General features: G+C 68.6%; 17 protein-coding genes (1 of these 17 only partly in view). 7 read left to right on the top strand and 10 right to left on the bottom strand.

Annotated elements, in window-relative coordinates:
• Positions 1–12: 12 nt before the first annotated feature.
• Together FNZ56_RS07320 and FNZ56_RS07315 are read right to left on the bottom strand one after the other, a co-directional pair.
• A complete protein-coding gene (locus tag FNZ56_RS07320; RefSeq protein ID WP_221933289.1) occupies positions 13–222 on the bottom strand; it encodes a DUF167 domain-containing protein in 210 nt (69 codons plus the stop codon).
• A gap of 26 nt (positions 223–248) precedes the next feature.
• Positions 249–1,505 carry a 6-phosphofructokinase gene (locus tag FNZ56_RS07315; protein WP_143879206.1) on the bottom strand — a complete coding sequence of 419 codons (1,257 nt, stop codon included), beginning with the start codon at positions 1,503–1,505 and terminating at the stop codon, positions 249–251.
• A gap of 116 nt (positions 1,506–1,621) precedes the next feature.
• Here FNZ56_RS07315 and FNZ56_RS07310 point away from each other — a divergent pair, with 116 nt between their 5' ends.
• Positions 1,622–2,200: an adenylate kinase gene (locus tag FNZ56_RS07310; protein WP_143879205.1), complete on the top strand. Its 579-nt coding sequence runs from the start codon at positions 1,622–1,624 to the stop codon at positions 2,198–2,200.
• Between the two features lie 71 nt (positions 2,201–2,271).
• Here FNZ56_RS07310 and FNZ56_RS07305 read toward each other — a convergent pair whose 3' ends face one another.
• Positions 2,272–3,474 carry a S1 family peptidase gene (locus FNZ56_RS07305; RefSeq protein WP_185970684.1) on the bottom strand — a complete coding sequence of 401 codons (1,203 nt, stop codon included), beginning with the start codon at positions 3,472–3,474 and terminating at the stop codon, positions 2,272–2,274.
• Positions 3,475–3,637: 163 nt separating this feature from the next.
• Here FNZ56_RS07305 and mpl point away from each other — a divergent pair, with 163 nt between their 5' ends.
• Together mpl and FNZ56_RS07295 are read left to right on the top strand one after the other, a co-directional pair.
• Complete coding sequence (gene mpl / locus FNZ56_RS07300; protein ID WP_143879203.1) at positions 3,638–5,020, top strand: UDP-N-acetylmuramate:L-alanyl-gamma-D-glutamyl-meso-diaminopimelate ligase; 1,383 nt, start codon at positions 3,638–3,640, stop codon at positions 5,018–5,020.
• A 15-nt stretch (positions 5,021–5,035) separates the two neighbouring features.
• The gene (locus FNZ56_RS07295; RefSeq protein ID WP_143879202.1) at positions 5,036–5,500 is read left to right on the top strand and encodes a hypothetical protein; all 465 of its coding nucleotides are present in this window, start codon (positions 5,036–5,038) and stop codon (positions 5,498–5,500) included.
• On the opposite strand, the gene FNZ56_RS07290 is transcribed toward FNZ56_RS07295, so the two are convergent.
• Positions 5,476–7,473 carry a bifunctional DedA family/phosphatase PAP2 family protein gene (locus FNZ56_RS07290; protein WP_143879201.1) on the bottom strand — a complete coding sequence of 666 codons (1,998 nt, stop codon included), beginning with the start codon at positions 7,471–7,473 and terminating at the stop codon, positions 5,476–5,478. The genes FNZ56_RS07295 and FNZ56_RS07290 overlap by 25 nt on opposite strands.
• A 53-nt stretch (positions 7,474–7,526) precedes the next feature.
• Between FNZ56_RS07290 and FNZ56_RS07285 the strand changes: the two genes are divergently transcribed.
• The 3 genes from FNZ56_RS07285 to FNZ56_RS07275 are packed head-to-tail and all read left to right on the top strand — an operon-like array spanning position 7,527 to position 9,445.
• Entirely contained in the window at positions 7,527–8,192 is a 666-nt protein-coding gene (locus tag FNZ56_RS07285) for a protein kinase family protein (protein WP_143879200.1), read from the top strand.
• Positions 8,189–9,004 carry an SDR family oxidoreductase gene (locus FNZ56_RS07280; protein WP_143879199.1) on the top strand — a complete coding sequence of 272 codons (816 nt, stop codon included), beginning with the start codon at positions 8,189–8,191 and terminating at the stop codon, positions 9,002–9,004. The genes FNZ56_RS07285 and FNZ56_RS07280 overlap by 4 nt, the downstream gene beginning before the upstream one ends.
• Before the next feature lie 9 nt (positions 9,005–9,013).
• The gene (locus FNZ56_RS07275) at positions 9,014–9,445 is read left to right on the top strand and encodes a VOC family protein (RefSeq protein WP_143879198.1); all 432 of its coding nucleotides are present in this window, start codon (positions 9,014–9,016) and stop codon (positions 9,443–9,445) included.
• Here the strand turns inward: FNZ56_RS07275 and FNZ56_RS07270 are convergent, their stop codons facing one another.
• From FNZ56_RS07270 to thiE, 4 genes are read right to left on the bottom strand one after another with little or no spacing between them, the layout of a single operon-like run.
• Complete coding sequence (locus FNZ56_RS07270) at positions 9,446–10,564, bottom strand: trans-sulfuration enzyme family protein (protein ID WP_143879197.1); 1,119 nt, start codon at positions 10,562–10,564, stop codon at positions 9,446–9,448.
• Positions 10,554–11,198, bottom strand: a complete 645-nt coding sequence (locus FNZ56_RS07265; RefSeq protein WP_143879196.1) for an HAD family hydrolase — start codon at positions 11,196–11,198, stop codon at positions 10,554–10,556. The genes FNZ56_RS07270 and FNZ56_RS07265 overlap by 11 nt, the downstream gene beginning before the upstream one ends.
• Entirely contained in the window at positions 11,195–12,487 is a 1,293-nt protein-coding gene (gene hemL / locus FNZ56_RS07260; protein WP_143879195.1) for a glutamate-1-semialdehyde 2,1-aminomutase, read from the bottom strand. Before hemL ends, FNZ56_RS07265 begins: the two co-directional genes overlap by 4 nt.
• On the bottom strand, positions 12,484–13,134 hold the full coding sequence (gene thiE / locus FNZ56_RS07255; RefSeq protein ID WP_143879194.1) for a thiamine phosphate synthase: 651 nt from the start codon (positions 13,132–13,134) through the stop codon (positions 12,484–12,486). Before thiE ends, hemL begins: the two co-directional genes overlap by 4 nt.
• Positions 13,135–13,198: 64 nt before the next feature.
• On the opposite strand from thiE, the gene FNZ56_RS07250 reads away from it, so the two are divergent.
• Entirely contained in the window at positions 13,199–13,390 is a 192-nt protein-coding gene (locus FNZ56_RS07250; protein ID WP_143879193.1) for a rubredoxin, read from the top strand.
• A gap of 158 nt (positions 13,391–13,548) precedes the next feature.
• Here the strand turns inward: FNZ56_RS07250 and FNZ56_RS07245 are convergent, their stop codons facing one another.
• Positions 13,549–14,391, bottom strand: a complete 843-nt coding sequence (locus FNZ56_RS07245; protein ID WP_143879192.1) for a SirB1 family protein — start codon at positions 14,389–14,391, stop codon at positions 13,549–13,551.
• A gap of 55 nt (positions 14,392–14,446) precedes the next feature.
• On the bottom strand, positions 14,447–14,610 hold the end of the coding sequence (locus tag FNZ56_RS07240) for a DUF192 domain-containing protein (RefSeq protein WP_143879191.1). 292 nt of this gene lie beyond the right edge of the window; 164 of the gene's 456 nt are visible here — the last part of the coding sequence; its start codon lies off the right edge, out of view; it ends in the stop codon at positions 14,447–14,449.

The raw sequence follows: 14,610 nt of genomic DNA, 5'->3' as shown, positions 1-14,610 counted from the left end.
GGATCGTGCCGATCAGCCGGCGATGCGTACCCGCTTGGTCCGCGCACCGGCGCCGGTTGCGATTTCGACGGAGGCCTTCGCGCAGCCGAATTCGCGCGCGACCAACGCGATCAATTCGGCGTTGGCCTTGCCGTCGACCGGTGGCGATTTCAGTTGCGCCAGCCAGCTGCCGTCGGCCAAGCGTTGCAGCGACGACTGCCGCGCGTTCGGCTTCACCTTCACCAATAGGGTTTGTCCCCGCGCGCCGCTCATCCGGCCCAGGCGGGAAGTTTCTTGCGCACCAGCGTGAGCTTCGGTTCGATGTAGAGCGGCAAGCCATTCTTGCCGTACGGCGGATACGCTTCGCCGGCGACCAGCGGCGACAGGTAGCGGCGCGCGGCCGCGGTGATGCCGTAGCCATCCTTGCGGATGAAGTTCGCCGGCATCTTCTTCTCGTGGTTGGCGATGCGGTCGAGCGGCGCGATGTCGACGTGCCAGCGGTAGGGCGCGTCGGAACTGCGCACGATCACCGGCATCACCGCGTTCTGCCCGGCCAGCGCGCATTCCACCGCCGCGCGGCCGACGGCCAGCGCCTGTTCGAGGTCGGTCTTCGAGGCGATATGCCGCGCCGAACGCTGCAGGTAGTCGGGCAGGGTCCAGTGCACCTTGTGGCCGAGCGCGTCCTTGACCCGGCCGGCCAGGTGCGAGGCGACGCCGCCCAATTGCGTGTGGCCGAAGGAATCGGTGCCGCCGCCGGCGTCGGCGACGAAGCTGCCATCGGCCGTGCGGATGCCTTCGCTGGCGACGACCACGCAATGGCCGACGCGCTTCACCACCGCATCGACGCGGGCGAGGAAATCGGCTTCGTCGAAGGTGCGCTCGGGGAACAGGATGAGGTGCGGCGCAGCATTCGCGCCTTCGCCGGCAAGCCCCGCGGCCGCGGCGAGCCAGCCCGCGTGCCGGCCCATGGCCTCGTACACGAACACCTTGGTCGATGTTTCCGCCATCGCCGCCACGTCCAGCGCGCATTCGCGCAGCGAGACCGCGGTGTATTTCGCCGCCGAACCGAAGCCCGGGCAGCAGTCGGTCACGGCGAGGTCGTTGTCGACCGTCTTCGGCACGCCCACGCATGTGAGCGGATAGCCGTATTCCTTCGCCAGCTGCGACACCTTGAGCGCGGTATCGGCCGAATCGTTGCCGCCGTTGTAGAGGAACCAGCGCACGTCGTGCGCGCGCAACACCGCGAGCAGGCGTTCGTACTTCGCCCGGTCCTCCTGTAGCGACTTCAGCTTGACCCGGCAACTGCCGAAGGCGCCGCCGGGCGTGTGCGCCAGCCCGCGCACTTCCGCGGCGGAGAGCCGGGTGGTGTCGACCAGTTCCTCGCGCAGGGCGCCGAGGATGCCGTTGCGCGCGGCGAGGACGCGGACCTTCCTCGCCCTGGCGGCCTGGACGACGGTCGAAGCGGTGGCATTGATCACCGCGGTGACGCCGCCCGACTGGGCGTAAAGCAGGGTGCCGGTGGCCATGGATTGGGCTTTTTTTGCAGGGGGCGGGATAGGGTAAGCTGGCCGCCATCCCGCGGGATGGCAGTGTAGCGCCGGCCCGCAGTCAGGTTTCCAACCATTTTTTCCGGAGCGAAACGATGCGATTGCTGCTGTTGGGTGCGCCCGGCTCGGGCAAGGGCACCCAGGCCGCTCGGCTCAAGGATTCCCTCGGGGTTCCGCACATTTCCACCGGCGACCTGCTGCGCGCGGAAGTCGCCGCCGCCAGCAAGCTCGGCCTCGAGGCCAAGGAAGTCATGGCCCGCGGCGAACTGGTCAGCGACGCCATCCTGCTCGGCATGCTTGAGGATCGTTTCTCGCGTGCCGACACCGCCAACGGTTTCATCCTCGACGGCTATCCGCGCAACCTCGCCCAGGCCGACGCGCTGGACAAGCTGCTCGCGCGCATCGGCCGGCCGATGGATTTCGCGGTGCAGCTGGAAGTGCCGGCCGAGTTGCTGGTCGAACGCATCGCCGGCCGCGCCAAGGCCGAGGGTCGCGCCGACGACAATCCCGATTCGGTGCGCAAGCGCCTGCAGGTGTACGACAGCCAGACCGCGCCGGTGATCGATTTCTACCGCCAGCACGGCCAGCTGACCGTGGTCGATGGCGTCGGCGAACTGGACGAGGTGTTCACCCGCATCATCGAAGCGATTTCCGCCGGCCACGACGTCGGTTGATCGACATTCCTTCCGCGGAATGAAAACGCCCCGGCAACCCGGGGCGTTTTCGCATCGCATGGCGGAACGGATCAGCCGGTCTTGAGCGTCAGGCCGTAGGCCGACAGGATCGGCAGCAGCGGCTGGAAATAGCTGCGGGAATTCCGGTGCCTGCCCTTGCAACTGCCGCTGCCGCCCGACAGCACGCCCTGTGCCTGGCCGACGCTGGTGATGAACGAGCCGCCGGAGTCGCCGCCTTCCGAACACGCGGTGGTGCGCGTCAGGTTGAGGATGGTTTCGCCGCTGCTGTAGTTCACCGTCTGGCCCTTGGCCTGGATGGTGCCGCATTGCCAGCCCGTGGTGCGGCCGGAACGGCAGATGGCCGCGCCGACGGCGGCAGCGGTGCTGCCCTTCACGGTCACGTCGCCCTTGCCCCAACCGTAGACCGTCGCCGACTGGGTGTTGCCGGACGAGATCGCGATCCACGACCAATCGTTGCCGGTCTGGCCGGGGTTCGGGAAGTTGGACGCCTGGAAGGTCCCGATCTTCGGACCGAGCGTCCATTGCGGACCGGTTCCGGCCGGGCCTTCCAGGTACGTCGGTTCGCCGGCATCGCCGCAGTGGCCGGCACTCACGTAGCCCGGGGTGCTGCCCTTGGCGACGTTGAAGCCGATCGAGCAGGCGTACAAGTAACCGTCGCCGGGATCGCGCAGGTAACCCAGGCCGCCTTTCGCCGTGGCGCGGAGGCTCGGCTGCTCCGCTTCGACGACGAAGCGCACGGTGCGGGCATCGGCGCCGCTGCGCGCGACGAAATCGACCCCGGCCTGCTGGCCGCCCTTGCCGACGCTGACGACGACGCTGTTGCTCTGCACGTCGACGTACCAGCCGTATACGCCCCTGGGCACCCTGGTGCCTTGCGTGAGTTGCAGGTCGAGCTGGCCCTTGGACGAATCCAGGTCGGCGAGGGTGTGGCGCGCGTTGCGGATTTCGACGCCGGCAGGCGCCTTCTGCGCGCCGGCCGACGTGGTGGCGACCACGAAGCGGAAATCGCCGTTGCCCTGCCGCTCGATCCAGCTACCGGCGAAATGGCTGCCCTGCTGCTTTTCCAGCCCCTTCGACTGCTCGGAAAGGCGTTCGATCTTCAGGTACTGCGAAAGCTGGGTGGATGTCAGCCCGAGGTCGCGCTGCATCGCGGCCCTCAATGCGGGCGAGACGTTGTCCGCGGCCAGCGCGGGCGTGGAGGCGGCGATCATCGCGACGGCGAGCGCCAACGGTGCGAAAACGAGTCTGTGCATGTTTCGAAAACTCCCTGGTAGCGGATTCGAAGTACGGCAGGCACGCGCATCGGCCGGGCAATCCGGCCGAGCGTTCCCCCAGCGCCCCTCGGCTGGTCGGGCGACGTTATTCCAGGCGCGTGGCGCAAACGTAAAAGCCGCGTGAATCGGCGACAATCCGCGCATGAGCGACCACCCTGCCAAGCGCATCCACATCCTCGGCATCGCCGGCACCTTCATGGGCGGCGTCGCCGCGCTCGCGCGCGAACTGGGCTTCGAGGTCGAAGGCAGCGACAAGGACATCTATCCGCCGATGTCCACCCAGCTGGAAACCCTCGGCATCGCGCTGAAGCAGGGTTATTCGCCCGGCAACATCTCCGCCGGTTGCGAAGAAATCGTCGTCGGAAACGCGCTTTCTCGCGGGAATCCCGCGGTCGAAGCGGTGCTCGATGCCGGCCTGCGCTACACCTCCGGCGCGCAGTGGCTGGCCGAACACGTGCTGCCCGGCCGCGACACGCTCGCCGTCGCCGGCACCCACGGCAAGACCACGACCACCACCATCCTCTCGTTCCTGCTGCAGGCCGCCGGTCGCGAACCGGGCTTCCTGATCGGCGGCGTGGCCGAGGATTTCGGCGCGTCCGCGCGCATCGGCACGGGCCGCGAATTCGTGGTCGAGGCGGATGAGTACGACACCGCGTTCTTCGACAAGCGCAGCAAGTTCGTGCACTACCGCCCGCTGGTCGCGATCCTCAACAACCTCGAATACGACCACGCCGACATCTTCCCGGACGTGGCCGCGATCCAGCGCCAGTTCCACCACCTCGTGCGCACCGTGCCGGGCCGCGGCCGCCTGATCGTCAACGGCCACGACGAACGACTGCGCGAAGTGCTGGCGATGGGCTGCTGGACGCCGGTGGAACGTTTCGGTTTCGATGCGGCGTTCGAGTGGAGCGCGCGCAAGCTGCGCGAGGACGGCAGTGCCTTTGCTGTCGTCCACGACGGAAACGAAGTCGGCACGGTCGAATGGCCGCTGCTCGGCGACCACAACGTGTCGAACGGCCTCGCCGCGCTCGCGGCCTGCAATGCGGTCGGCGTCGACATCGCGGCCATCCTCCCCGCGCTCGCCGACTTCCGCAGCGTCAAGCGGCGGCTGGAAGTGATCGGCGAAGCCGACGGCATCGTCGTCTACGACGACTTCGCCCACCATCCGACCGCGATCGCGACCACGCTCGCCGGCCTGCGCGCCAAGGTCGGAAACGCACGGATCGTCGTGGCGATGGAACCGCGCAGCAATTCCATGCGCCTGGGCGCGCACGCCGAGGCGCTGGCGCCCTCGCTCGACGGCGCCGACGCAGTGGTGTTCCTCGCCCGCCCGGAATTGCCGTGGGACGCGAACAAGGTCGTGTCCGCGCTCAAGGGCGAAGGCCATGTCGTCGCCGACGCCGATGCGCTGATCGCCAAATTGCGCACCATCGCGCGTGCTGGCGACCACGTAGTATTCATGTCGAATGGCGGTTTCGATGGCGCGCCGCGCAGGTTCTTCGCGGCGCTGCGTTCCCGCGACTGACAACGGAGGCATGCGATGAAGGCGAATGCGACCAAAGCCATCGTGGTCGGCGGCTTGCTCGGCGGCGCCGGCGACCTGCTGTTCGCCATCGCATGGGCCGGCATCAACGGCATGGCGCCGCAGAAGCTGCTGCAGGTCATCGCCAGCGGCTGGTTCGGCCAGGCCGCGTTCGAGGGCGGCTGGAATACCGCGGCGATCGGCTTCGCCTCGCACTTCGGCATCGCCCTGGTCGTGGCCGCGCTGTTTTCGGCATTGGTCACGCGCGTGCCGGGCCTGCTGGAGCGCCCGCTGGTCGCCGGCATGGCGCTGGGCGTGGCGACCTTCCTGGTGATGCGGCTGGTGGTGTTGCCGCTGTCGGCGTTCCCGTTCCCGGTGAAGATGTTCACGCTGGGCGCGGCGCTCGACCTGCTCTCGCACCTGTTCCTGTTCGGAACGCCGATCGCGTTCGCGCGACGCTATTTCGGAACGCGTTCCGCCTGAGTTGCCGCCGCATCGGTGCGCACGCGCAGCACGCGCGTGCCGTCGATGTCCGATTCGCGCACGGGGAACGCGTCGCCGAGCGCCGCGCGCAGCGCATCGTGCGCCGCGCCGCCGTCGTCGACCGGCCGCCACAGCCCGAACGCATGCAACGGCTGCGTCCAGGCCAGCGCTTGCGTGCCGCCGAGCCATAGCGGCGTGCCATCGCCAAGCCGTGTCGGCACGCGCCACAGGCGCAGGACCTGCAGGGTGCCGGGACGCGGACCGCGGCGACGCAGCAGCAGGGTTTCCGCCTGCGCGTCCAGGGTGCCGGGCAGCACGGGTTGCTCGGACGCCGCGCGTTCCTCGTCGAGCAGGCCGAGCACGTCGACCCAGTTCGCCTGCCGTTGCGCGCGCCAGCCGCGTTCGCGCAGCCGTTGCGCGAGCGGTTGCAGCGGGCCGGCGACCTGCACGTCGAGCCTGCGGCGCGCTTCGGGCGCGGGAACGGCCGCGGTTCCGGCCCACCACGCGTCCGCATCGATGGATCGCACGGCCGGCGGCGACGATTCCAGGCGCGCGAGCAAGGGCGTGGCCGCGCGCGGCGCATGCCACAACGCGGCGACGGCGAATGCGCCGTAGAACGTCCACGCCAGCGGCCGCATCCAGAACGAACGCGCGACGTGGCGGCGATAGGCAAGGCCGAGCAACAGCAACCACGCGATGCCGAGCAGCGCGCCGCCGGCGATGTCGCTGAGCCAGTGCATGCCGAGGTAGAGCCGGGCGAAGCCGAGCGTCGCCACCACCACCGCGGCGAGCAGGTAGGGCCATACGCGCCGGCGGCCCGGCAGTTCGCGCGCGATCAGGATCGCGAAGAAACCGAACGCGATCGTCGCCATCGTCACCGCGATGGACGGGAAGCCGAATGCGGCGTTCGCACCGGGCGGCGCCGGCATGTGGATCGACGCGCCGAGCAACGCGGTGAGCCCAAGCCCGAAGCCGAGCGCGGCCAGCCAGTGCACGGCCGCCATCCAGCGCTTTCGCCACAGCAGCCACAGCAGCGCGAGCGCGCAGGCCGGCACCAGCACCTCGCGGTCGCCCAGCGATGCCAGCGCCGCCATCAAGCGGTCTGCGAGCGGATTGCGCAGCGTGCGCATGCTCGCGTCGACCCAGCGATCCAGCAGCAACGGACCGCCGCGCGCGAGCACCGCGGCCAGCCACGCAAAACCCGCCCAGCCGATGGCGAGCAGCATCGTCGCGAGCACCAGCAACGAAGCCGATTCCGGCCGGTTGGGATCGACCATCGCTTGCGCGTAACGCCCCAGCCGCGGATGCGCGCGCGACCAGCGCAGGAGTTGCGCGAGCAGGCGGTCGGCGTGGCCGGCGAACCAGCGCCACGTGTACAGCACTGCCGCCCACGCCAGCGCGAGCGCGGCCAGCAACGCGAGCAAGGCCAGCGCGAGGCGATCCGCGACCGCGGCCACCGCATCGTAGGACGCGCCGAACAGCCAGCCCGGCGCGAGGAAGCACGCGGCCCAGGCGACGGCGGCGAACGCGCTCATCGGCAGGTAGCGGCGCAGCGGCATCCGCAGCATGCCGGCGACCGCGGGCACGAACGGCCGCACCGCGCCTACGAAGCGCGCGATGACGATGCCCTTGCTGCCGTGGCGCCGGAACAGGCGTTCGCCGCGGTCGAGCAATTGCGGATAGCGCGAAAACGGCCACATGCCGCGCAGGCGCGGGCCGAAACGCCGGCCGATCCAGAAACTCAGCGCGTCGCCGGCGAAGGCGCCGCAGGCCGCGGCCGCGAGCGCGTACGGCCCGGACACGTGGCCGAGCCCGATCATCACCCCGACCGCGAACAGCAGCGGCAGCGCCGGCACCACGATGCCCACCACGGCGAGCGCGTCGCAGAACGCGATCAGGAACACCAGCCCGCCCGCGGCGAGCGGGTGCGCTCCGATCCAGGCGACGAGGGCATCGACGTGCAGGGCCTGCATCGGCCGATTATCGCAGCAGAAGATTGCGGCCGTGGCTCGCCTACACTGCGCGCATGCAACCGGCCGGCGACATCGAAATCGAGGCATTAAAGGCGGACAGCTTCGGCCGCATCGCGCTGATGCAAGGCGCGGACGGCACGCGCTTCGTGCGCCGCGACCTGCGCCACGTGCCGTGGTGGCTGCGCTTGCCGGCATGGGCACTGGCGCGGCGCGAGGCGCGCGCGCTGCGTCGGGTGCGCCATCTTCCGTCCATGCCGCACCTGTTGTGCTGGGACGGCCGCGTGCTCGACCGCAGTTACCTCGATGGCGCGGCGATGCACCAGCGACCGCCGCGCGGCGATGCGCGCTGGTTCCGCGACGCGCACCGCCTGTTGCAGCGCCTGCATCGCGCCGGCATCGCCCACAACGACCTCGCCAAGGAAGCGAACTGGCTGGTGCTCGCCGACGGTTCGCCCGGGCTCACCGACTTCCAGCTCGCGGTCGCCGGCCCGCCGCGCGCGCGCCGGATGCGCCTGTTGTTCCGCGAGGACCTGCGCCACCTGCTCAAGCACAAGCGCACCTATTGCCCGGAAGCATTGACGCCGACCGAGAAACACCTGTTGAAACGGCATTCGTGGTTGCGCGACGCATGGTTCGCCACCGGCAAACCGGTGTATCGCTTCATCACCCGCAAATTGCTGCGTTGGGAAGACAACGAAGGACAGGGACCGAAGCCATGACCACACTCGCCGGTAAAACCCTGTTCATCACCGGCGCCTCGCGCGGCATCGGCCTCGCCATCGCCACGCGCGCGGCGCGCGACGGGGCCAATGTCGCGATCGCGGCGAAGTCCTCAGTACCGAATCCCAAGTTGCCCGGCACCATCCACAGCGCGGTCGAGGCGGTGAACGAAGCTGGCGGGCGCGGCCTCGCATTGAAATGCGACATTCGCGAGGAAGACGAAGTCCGCACCGCAGTCGACGCGACGGTCGCGGCATTCGGCGGCATCGACATCCTCGTCAACAACGCCAGCGCGATCTGGCTGCGCGGCGCGCTGGACACGCCGATGAAGCGCTTCGACCTGATGCAGCAGGTCAACGCGCGCGGCAGCTTCCTGTGCGCGCAAGCCTGCCTGCCGCACCTGCTCGAGTCCGCGAATCCGCACATCCTCACCCTGGCGCCGCCGCCTTCGCTGGATCCGAAATGGTGGGCACCGCACACCGGCTATACGCTGGCGAAGATGGGCATGAGCTTCGTCACCCTCGGGCTTGCCGGCGAATTCGGCGCGCAGGGCGTGGCGGTCAATGCGTTGTGGCCGCGCACCGTGATCGCCACCGATGCGATCAACATGATCCCCGGCGTCGATGCGCGTAATTGCCGCACGCCGCAGATCGTCGCCGATGCCGCGCATGCGGTGCTGGTTCGCGATGCGCGCGGCTTCAGCGGCAACTTCCTGATCGACGAGGACGTGCTGCGCGTAGCGGGCGAAACCGATTTCGGGCAATACGCGGTCGAACCCGGGCGGCCGCTGCTGCCCGATCTGTTCCTGTAGGAGCGATCGATGAAATACCTGCACACCATGGTCCGCGTGCGCGACCTCGATGCCTCGCTGCGGTTCTACTGCCAAGGCCTCGGCCTGCGCGAAACCCGGCGGATCGAAAACCAGGTGGGCCGCTACACGCTGGTCTTCGTCGCCGCGGACGAAACGCCGGATGCGGAAATCGAGTTGACCTACAACTGGCCGGATGAAGCCGGGAAAACCGAGGACTACGGCAGCGCGCGCAATTTCGGCCACCTCGCGTTCCGCGTCGCCGATATCTATGCCACGTGCGAACGCCTGCAGGCGATGGGTTACGCGATCAACCGCCCGCCGCGCGACGGGCACATGGCGTTCGTGCGTTCGCCGGACCTGGTCTCGGTCGAGCTGTTGCAGGACGGCCAACTGCCGCCGCGCGAGCCGTGGGCGTCGATGCCGAATACGGGAAGCTGGTGATCAGATGAGGGCTTGGGCGAGATCGGCGATCAAGTCCTCGGCATCTTCCAGCCCCACCGACACCCGCAGTAGGTTCTGCGGCGAGAACGGTTGCGGGCCTTCGACCGAGGCGCGGTGCTCGACCAGCGATTCGCAACCGCCGAGCGAGGTCGCATTGGTGAACACGCGCAGCTTGCCGGCCACCGCCAGCGCCGCTTCGCGCCCGCCGCGGACTTCGACGCTCATCATTCCGCCGAAATCGCGCATCTGTTTCGCGGCGACATCGTGTCCCGGATGCGAGGGCAGGCCCGGCCAGTTCACGCGTTCGACCTTGGGGTGCGAAGCGAGGAATTCGGCGACCTTGCGCGCGTTGGCACAGTGCATCGCCATGCGCGCACCGAGCGAACGACAGCCGCGCAGCGTAAGCCAGGCGTTGAACGGCGCCAGCACCGCGCCGGTGACGTGCAGCCGGTGCGCGACCCTGGCAGCGAACTCGTCGTTGCGGGCGAACGCCAGCGCGCCGCCGAGCACGTCGCTGTGGCCGCCGAAATACTTGGTGGTCGAGTGCATGGTGATGTCCGCGCCCAGCGCCAGCGGACGCTGCAGCAAGGGCGTGGCGAAAGTGTTGTCCGCGACGACCAGCGCGCCGGCCGCATGGCCGATGTCCGCCAGCGCGGCGATGTCGCTGATCTTCATCCGTGGATTCGAAGGCGTTTCGATCCACAGCATCGCGATGGGCTGCGCGCATGCCGCGCGCACTGCGGCCAGGTCGGACATGTCCACGATGTCGGCCACGATGCCGCGTTCCGGCAGGAATTCGCGGAACAGCATGCGCAGGCCGGAATAGCAGTCGTCCGGGAACAGCACGCGCGCGCCGTTCGGCAGCGATTCCAGCAGCGTGGTCATCGACGCCATGCCTGAAGCGAAGGTCAGCGCTTCCTCGCCGCCTTCGAGCGCGGCCAGTGCCTCGCGCAGTCGGTCGTTGGTCGGGTTGCCCTCGCGCTGGTATTCGTAGCCGGCGACGCGTTCGCCGCTGGGGCCGTGGCGGAAGGTCGTGGTGAGGTGGATCGGCGGCGCGACCGCACCGGTGGCGGGATCGGCCTCGTTGCCGACATGCACCGCGATGGTTTCAGGACGCATGCGCGATTTCCTCCGTGGCGTTTTCGAGCAAGCCGCGTTCGCGCAGGGAAACGCGCAAGGCTTGCGGGCCGGCGTAGTGCAGCGCGTCCATGCCGACGTGGCGCGCGGCTTCCGCATTCGCGGCCTTGTCGTCGATGAACAGGATGTCGCCGGGTGATACGCCGAGGCGTTCCGCGCTGCGCAGGAAAATCGCCGGGTCCGGCTTGCCGGCGCCGAATTCGGCGGAACAGAACACGCGACCATCGAACAGCGGCGACAGCGTCGGGCACAGCGCGTGCAGGTGGTCGCGCACCATCAGCCCGTTGTTGGTCAGGATCGCGACTTGCGCGTTCCGCGCCACGGCATGGGCCATCGCCACGCAATCCTCAATCGGCGCCATCGAGGCGGTGCGCGCGGCGATGCAGTCGTCCAGCGAAAGCGCAACGCCGAGTCGGCGCGAAAGCTCGCGCGCATGGCCTTCCGCGTCGAACAGGCCGAGGTCGCTATTGCGTTCCAGCCCGGAAAGCGTCAGCGCGTCCAGCACCCGCTGCGGTTCTACGCCGCAGCGTTCGGCCAGCGTGCGAACGCGCACGGCATGGTCGTAGTGCACCAGCGTGTGGTCGAGATCGAACAGCACGCAGGCCGGGCGCTTCATGCCGATTTCGCCTCGACGAACGCGCCGCGCGCCGCCTCGATGGTCGCGGCGATCACCGCATCGTCGTGCGCGCTGGACATGAAGCCGGCTTCGAACGCGGACGGCGCCAGGTACACGCCGCGATCGAGCATGGCGTGGAAGAAACGGTTGAACGCGGCGGTGTTGCAGGCCAGCGCCTGCGCGTACGTATCAACCTTTTCCGCGCTGAAGAACATGCCGAACATGCCGCCGACGCGTTGCGTGGTGAACGGCACGCCGGCTTCGCGCGCAGCGGTTTCGAGGCCATCGCAAAGCGCATTCGTCTTCGCTTCCAGCGATTCGTGGAAACCAGGCACCTGGATCAGTTCCAGCATCGCCAGGCCCGCGGCCATCGCCACCGGATTGCCGCTGAGCGTTCCGGCCTGGTAGATCGGGCCGCTCGGCGCGATCTGCTGCATCAGCTCGCGCCTGCCGCCGTAGGCGCCGACGGGCATGCCACCACCGATCACCTTGCCGAACGTGACCAGGTCCGCGGTCACGCCGTAACGTGCCTGCGCGCCGCCGAGCGCCACGCGGAAACCGGTCATCACTTCGTCGAAGATCAGCAATGCGCCGTGCTGCGTGCAGAGATCGCGCAAATGTCGCAGGTAGCCGTCGCGCGGCGGCAGGCAATTGGCGTTGCCCACGACCGGTTCAACGATCAGGCCGGCGATATCGCTTCCGCATTCGTCGAACAGCTTCGTCGCGCCATCGAAATCGTTGTAGGCCAGCGTCAGCGTCAGATCCGCCAGCGCTTTCGGCACGCCGGGCGAGGTCGGCACGCCGAAGGTCAGCGCGCCGCTGCCGGCCTTGACCAGGAAGGAATCGCCATGGCCGTGGTAGCAGCCTTCGAACTTGACGATGCGGCTGCGGCCGGTCGCGCCGCGGGCGAGGCGGATGGCCGACAGCGTGGCCTCCGTACCGGAGTTGACCATGCGCGTCATTTCGCAACTCGGGATCAGCCGCGCGATGGTTTCGGCCATCGTGACTTCCAGCGGGTTCGGGGTGCCGAACGACAGGCCGTTGCGCGCGGTGTCGATCACCGCTTCCAGCACCTTCGGATGGTTGTGGCCGACGATCATCGGTCCCCAGGAACCGACGTAGTCGATGTAGCGGTTGCCGTCGACGTCGAACAGGCAGGGTCCGTCCGCGCGTTGCACGAAGAACGGTTCGCCGCCCACCGACTTGAACGCGCGCACCGGCGAGTTCACGCCGCCGGGCATCAGGGTTTGCGCGCGGGAAAAGAGTTCGTGCGAGCGTTCGGTGTTCATGCGTTCTCGATATCGAAACAGGAAAGATAGGCGCGTGCGGCTTTGGCTGGATCCGGCGCGTCGAACACGCCGCTGATCACCGCGACCAGGTCGGCGCCGGCGTCGACCAGCAGCCGTGCATTGTCCGGGGTGATGCCGCCGATCGCCACGCGCGGGAGGCCGAGCTCGCTGCTGTCGCGCAGCAGATCGATGCTCGCGCGACGCGCATTCGGCTTGGTCGGCGAGGGGAAGAAGGCGCCGAACGCGAGGTAATCCGCGCCGGCTTCCGCTGCGTCGAGGGCGCGGCCCATGTCGTCGTAGCAGGACGCGCCGATGATCGCGTTCCCGCCGAGCAGGGCGCGCGCCTCGGCGATGGCGCCGTCGTGTTCGCCCAGGTGCACGCCATCGGCACCGATTTCGTGCGCGAGCCGGGCGTCGTCGTTGACGATGAACGGCACGCCGGCGCCGCGGCAGTCCGCGCGCAGCAACGAAGCGGCTTCGCGCAATCGTTCGCGGCCCATCGACTTGCAGCGCAACTGCAGGCAGGCCGTGAACGGCAGTAGCGGCAACACGCGTTCGCGCAGGCACGAAGGATCGGTCGCGTCGGGCGTGACGAGGTACAAGCCTTTTCGAAGCGTGGGGCCGCGCTTGAGCCGTGGTTTCGACATCGTGCTTCCGCAGGGCGGCGCGGGATGGGACAATCGCGCCAGTCCTTCGCATTATCGCGCCCCGATGTCCGAATCCGCTCCCGCCGTCGCCTACCGCACCTGGATGTGCGTGGTCTGCGGCTTCATCTACGACGAGGCCGCCGGCCTGCCCGAAGAGGGCATTCCGCCGGGCACGCGCTGGGAAGACGTGCCGGACACTTGGACCTGCCCGGACTGCGGCGTGACCAAGGACGATTTCGAGATGATGGCGCTTTAGGAATCTCCGAATCACCTGCTGCGCTTGGCATTTCGCGCGCCGGCGGTGCTCGGAATCCTCATTTACAGCCAAGTAAACTCCGGTTCCTGTGCTCCGGCGGCCCGCAATCTGCCTTCGCTCGCGACGGTGATTCGGAGATTCCTTGGTGCCGTAATCGTTCAGTGCGGCCGGCCCGGGCCGCCGAGTTCCACCAGCCGCTCGCGCAGGGCGGGCGCATCCGGCGCTTCCGGATTGCGTTGCAGGTAATTGGCGATGTCGGCCCGCGCGCCTTGTACGTGCCCGAGTTCCAGGTAGCCCAGACCGCGGTCGCGCAAGGCCTCGCGGTTGCCTGGCGCGAGGCGCAGGATGCGATCGGCGCTGCGCGTCGCGCGTTCCCAATCCTCGCCTTCCGCGTAGGCGGCGTGCAGGTTGCGCAGGATCCGCATCAGGATCGCGCGGTTGCCGGCCGGATGCAGGATCCGCAGCAGCGCGTCGTCGTCGGGCTCGTCCCCGCCGAAATGCTTGCTCGCGCGTTCGCGCAATTCCTCCTCGTCCAGCGGGCGGCCGCGGTTGAACGGATCCATCACCAGCAGGCTGTCGCCGACCGGCAGGCGCACTAGGAAATGCCCGGGGAACGACACGCCGTCCAGTGGCACGCCGAGCCTGCGCGCGACGTCGATCTGCACCATCGCCAGCGAGATCGGGTTGCCGAGCCGGCGCTCGCAGACCTCGTTGAGGTAGCTGTTGCGCGGGTCGTAGTACTCATCGTGGTTGCCGCTGTAGCCGAGTTCGTCGAAGAGATGGTGGTTGATCGCCTGCATCTTCAGCGGCCACGAATCGATCGCCTCGATCTCGCCGCGCAGCGCTTCCGCATGGCTGTGCAGCAGCGTGTCGTAGAGGTCTGGATCGAGGTCCGGGTATTCGTCGCGCGCGATCAGCAGCGCGGTCGCGAGCAGTGGCAGGCGCGCATCATCGAGCGTCGCGAGCTGGTTCCAGTCCGGCAATGGATACGGCATCGCCATGTGGCGAGACTGCGACTTGCCGCATGCCGGTGCAAGCCCCTTGCGACGCGCCGGATTACGGAGCAGGCTGGATATCCGGTGCGAATTCGATCGTCGCACCGTTCTCTAGCCGCAAACGCTCGGCTTCGCCCGCGTTGAGCTCCAGCACGTAGATCGCCGGCGCATCGCTCGGATACGGCGGACAGGCATCGCCGAGGTCGCAAGGCGGCACGTCGCGCT

Source organism: Lysobacter lycopersici, assembly GCF_007556775.1.
Lineage (GTDB): Bacteria > Pseudomonadota > Gammaproteobacteria > Xanthomonadales > Xanthomonadaceae > Pseudoluteimonas > Pseudoluteimonas lycopersici.
Note: the sequence above shows the minus strand (reverse complement) of the source record. Positions and strands in the feature narration are given on the sequence as shown.

Coding starts and splice junctions, on each gene's coding strand:
- FNZ56_RS07315 (WP_143879206.1), bottom strand. CDS start 1,505: ATGGCCACCGGCACCCTGCTTTACGCCCAGTCGGGCGGCGTCACCGCG.
- FNZ56_RS07310 (WP_143879205.1), top strand. CDS start 1,622: ATGCGATTGCTGCTGTTGGGTGCGCCCGGCTCGGGCAAGGGCACCCAG.
- FNZ56_RS07305 (WP_185970684.1), bottom strand. CDS start 3,474: ATGCACAGACTCGTTTTCGCACCGTTGGCGCTCGCCGTCGCGATGATC.
- mpl (WP_143879203.1), top strand. CDS start 3,638: ATGAGCGACCACCCTGCCAAGCGCATCCACATCCTCGGCATCGCCGGC.
- FNZ56_RS07295 (WP_143879202.1), top strand. CDS start 5,036: ATGAAGGCGAATGCGACCAAAGCCATCGTGGTCGGCGGCTTGCTCGGC.
- FNZ56_RS07290 (WP_143879201.1), bottom strand. CDS start 7,473: ATGCAGGCCCTGCACGTCGATGCCCTCGTCGCCTGGATCGGAGCGCAC.
- FNZ56_RS07285 (WP_143879200.1), top strand. CDS start 7,527: ATGCAACCGGCCGGCGACATCGAAATCGAGGCATTAAAGGCGGACAGC.
- FNZ56_RS07280 (WP_143879199.1), top strand. CDS start 8,189: ATGACCACACTCGCCGGTAAAACCCTGTTCATCACCGGCGCCTCGCGC.
- FNZ56_RS07275 (WP_143879198.1), top strand. CDS start 9,014: ATGAAATACCTGCACACCATGGTCCGCGTGCGCGACCTCGATGCCTCG.
- FNZ56_RS07270 (WP_143879197.1), bottom strand. CDS start 10,564: ATGCGTCCTGAAACCATCGCGGTGCATGTCGGCAACGAGGCCGATCCC.
- FNZ56_RS07265 (WP_143879196.1), bottom strand. CDS start 11,198: ATGAAGCGCCCGGCCTGCGTGCTGTTCGATCTCGACCACACGCTGGTG.
- hemL (WP_143879195.1), bottom strand. CDS start 12,487: ATGAACACCGAACGCTCGCACGAACTCTTTTCCCGCGCGCAAACCCTG.
- thiE (WP_143879194.1), bottom strand. CDS start 13,134: ATGTCGAAACCACGGCTCAAGCGCGGCCCCACGCTTCGAAAAGGCTTG.
- FNZ56_RS07250 (WP_143879193.1), top strand. CDS start 13,199: ATGTCCGAATCCGCTCCCGCCGTCGCCTACCGCACCTGGATGTGCGTG.
- FNZ56_RS07245 (WP_143879192.1), bottom strand. CDS start 14,391: ATGGCGATGCCGTATCCATTGCCGGACTGGAACCAGCTCGCGACGCTC.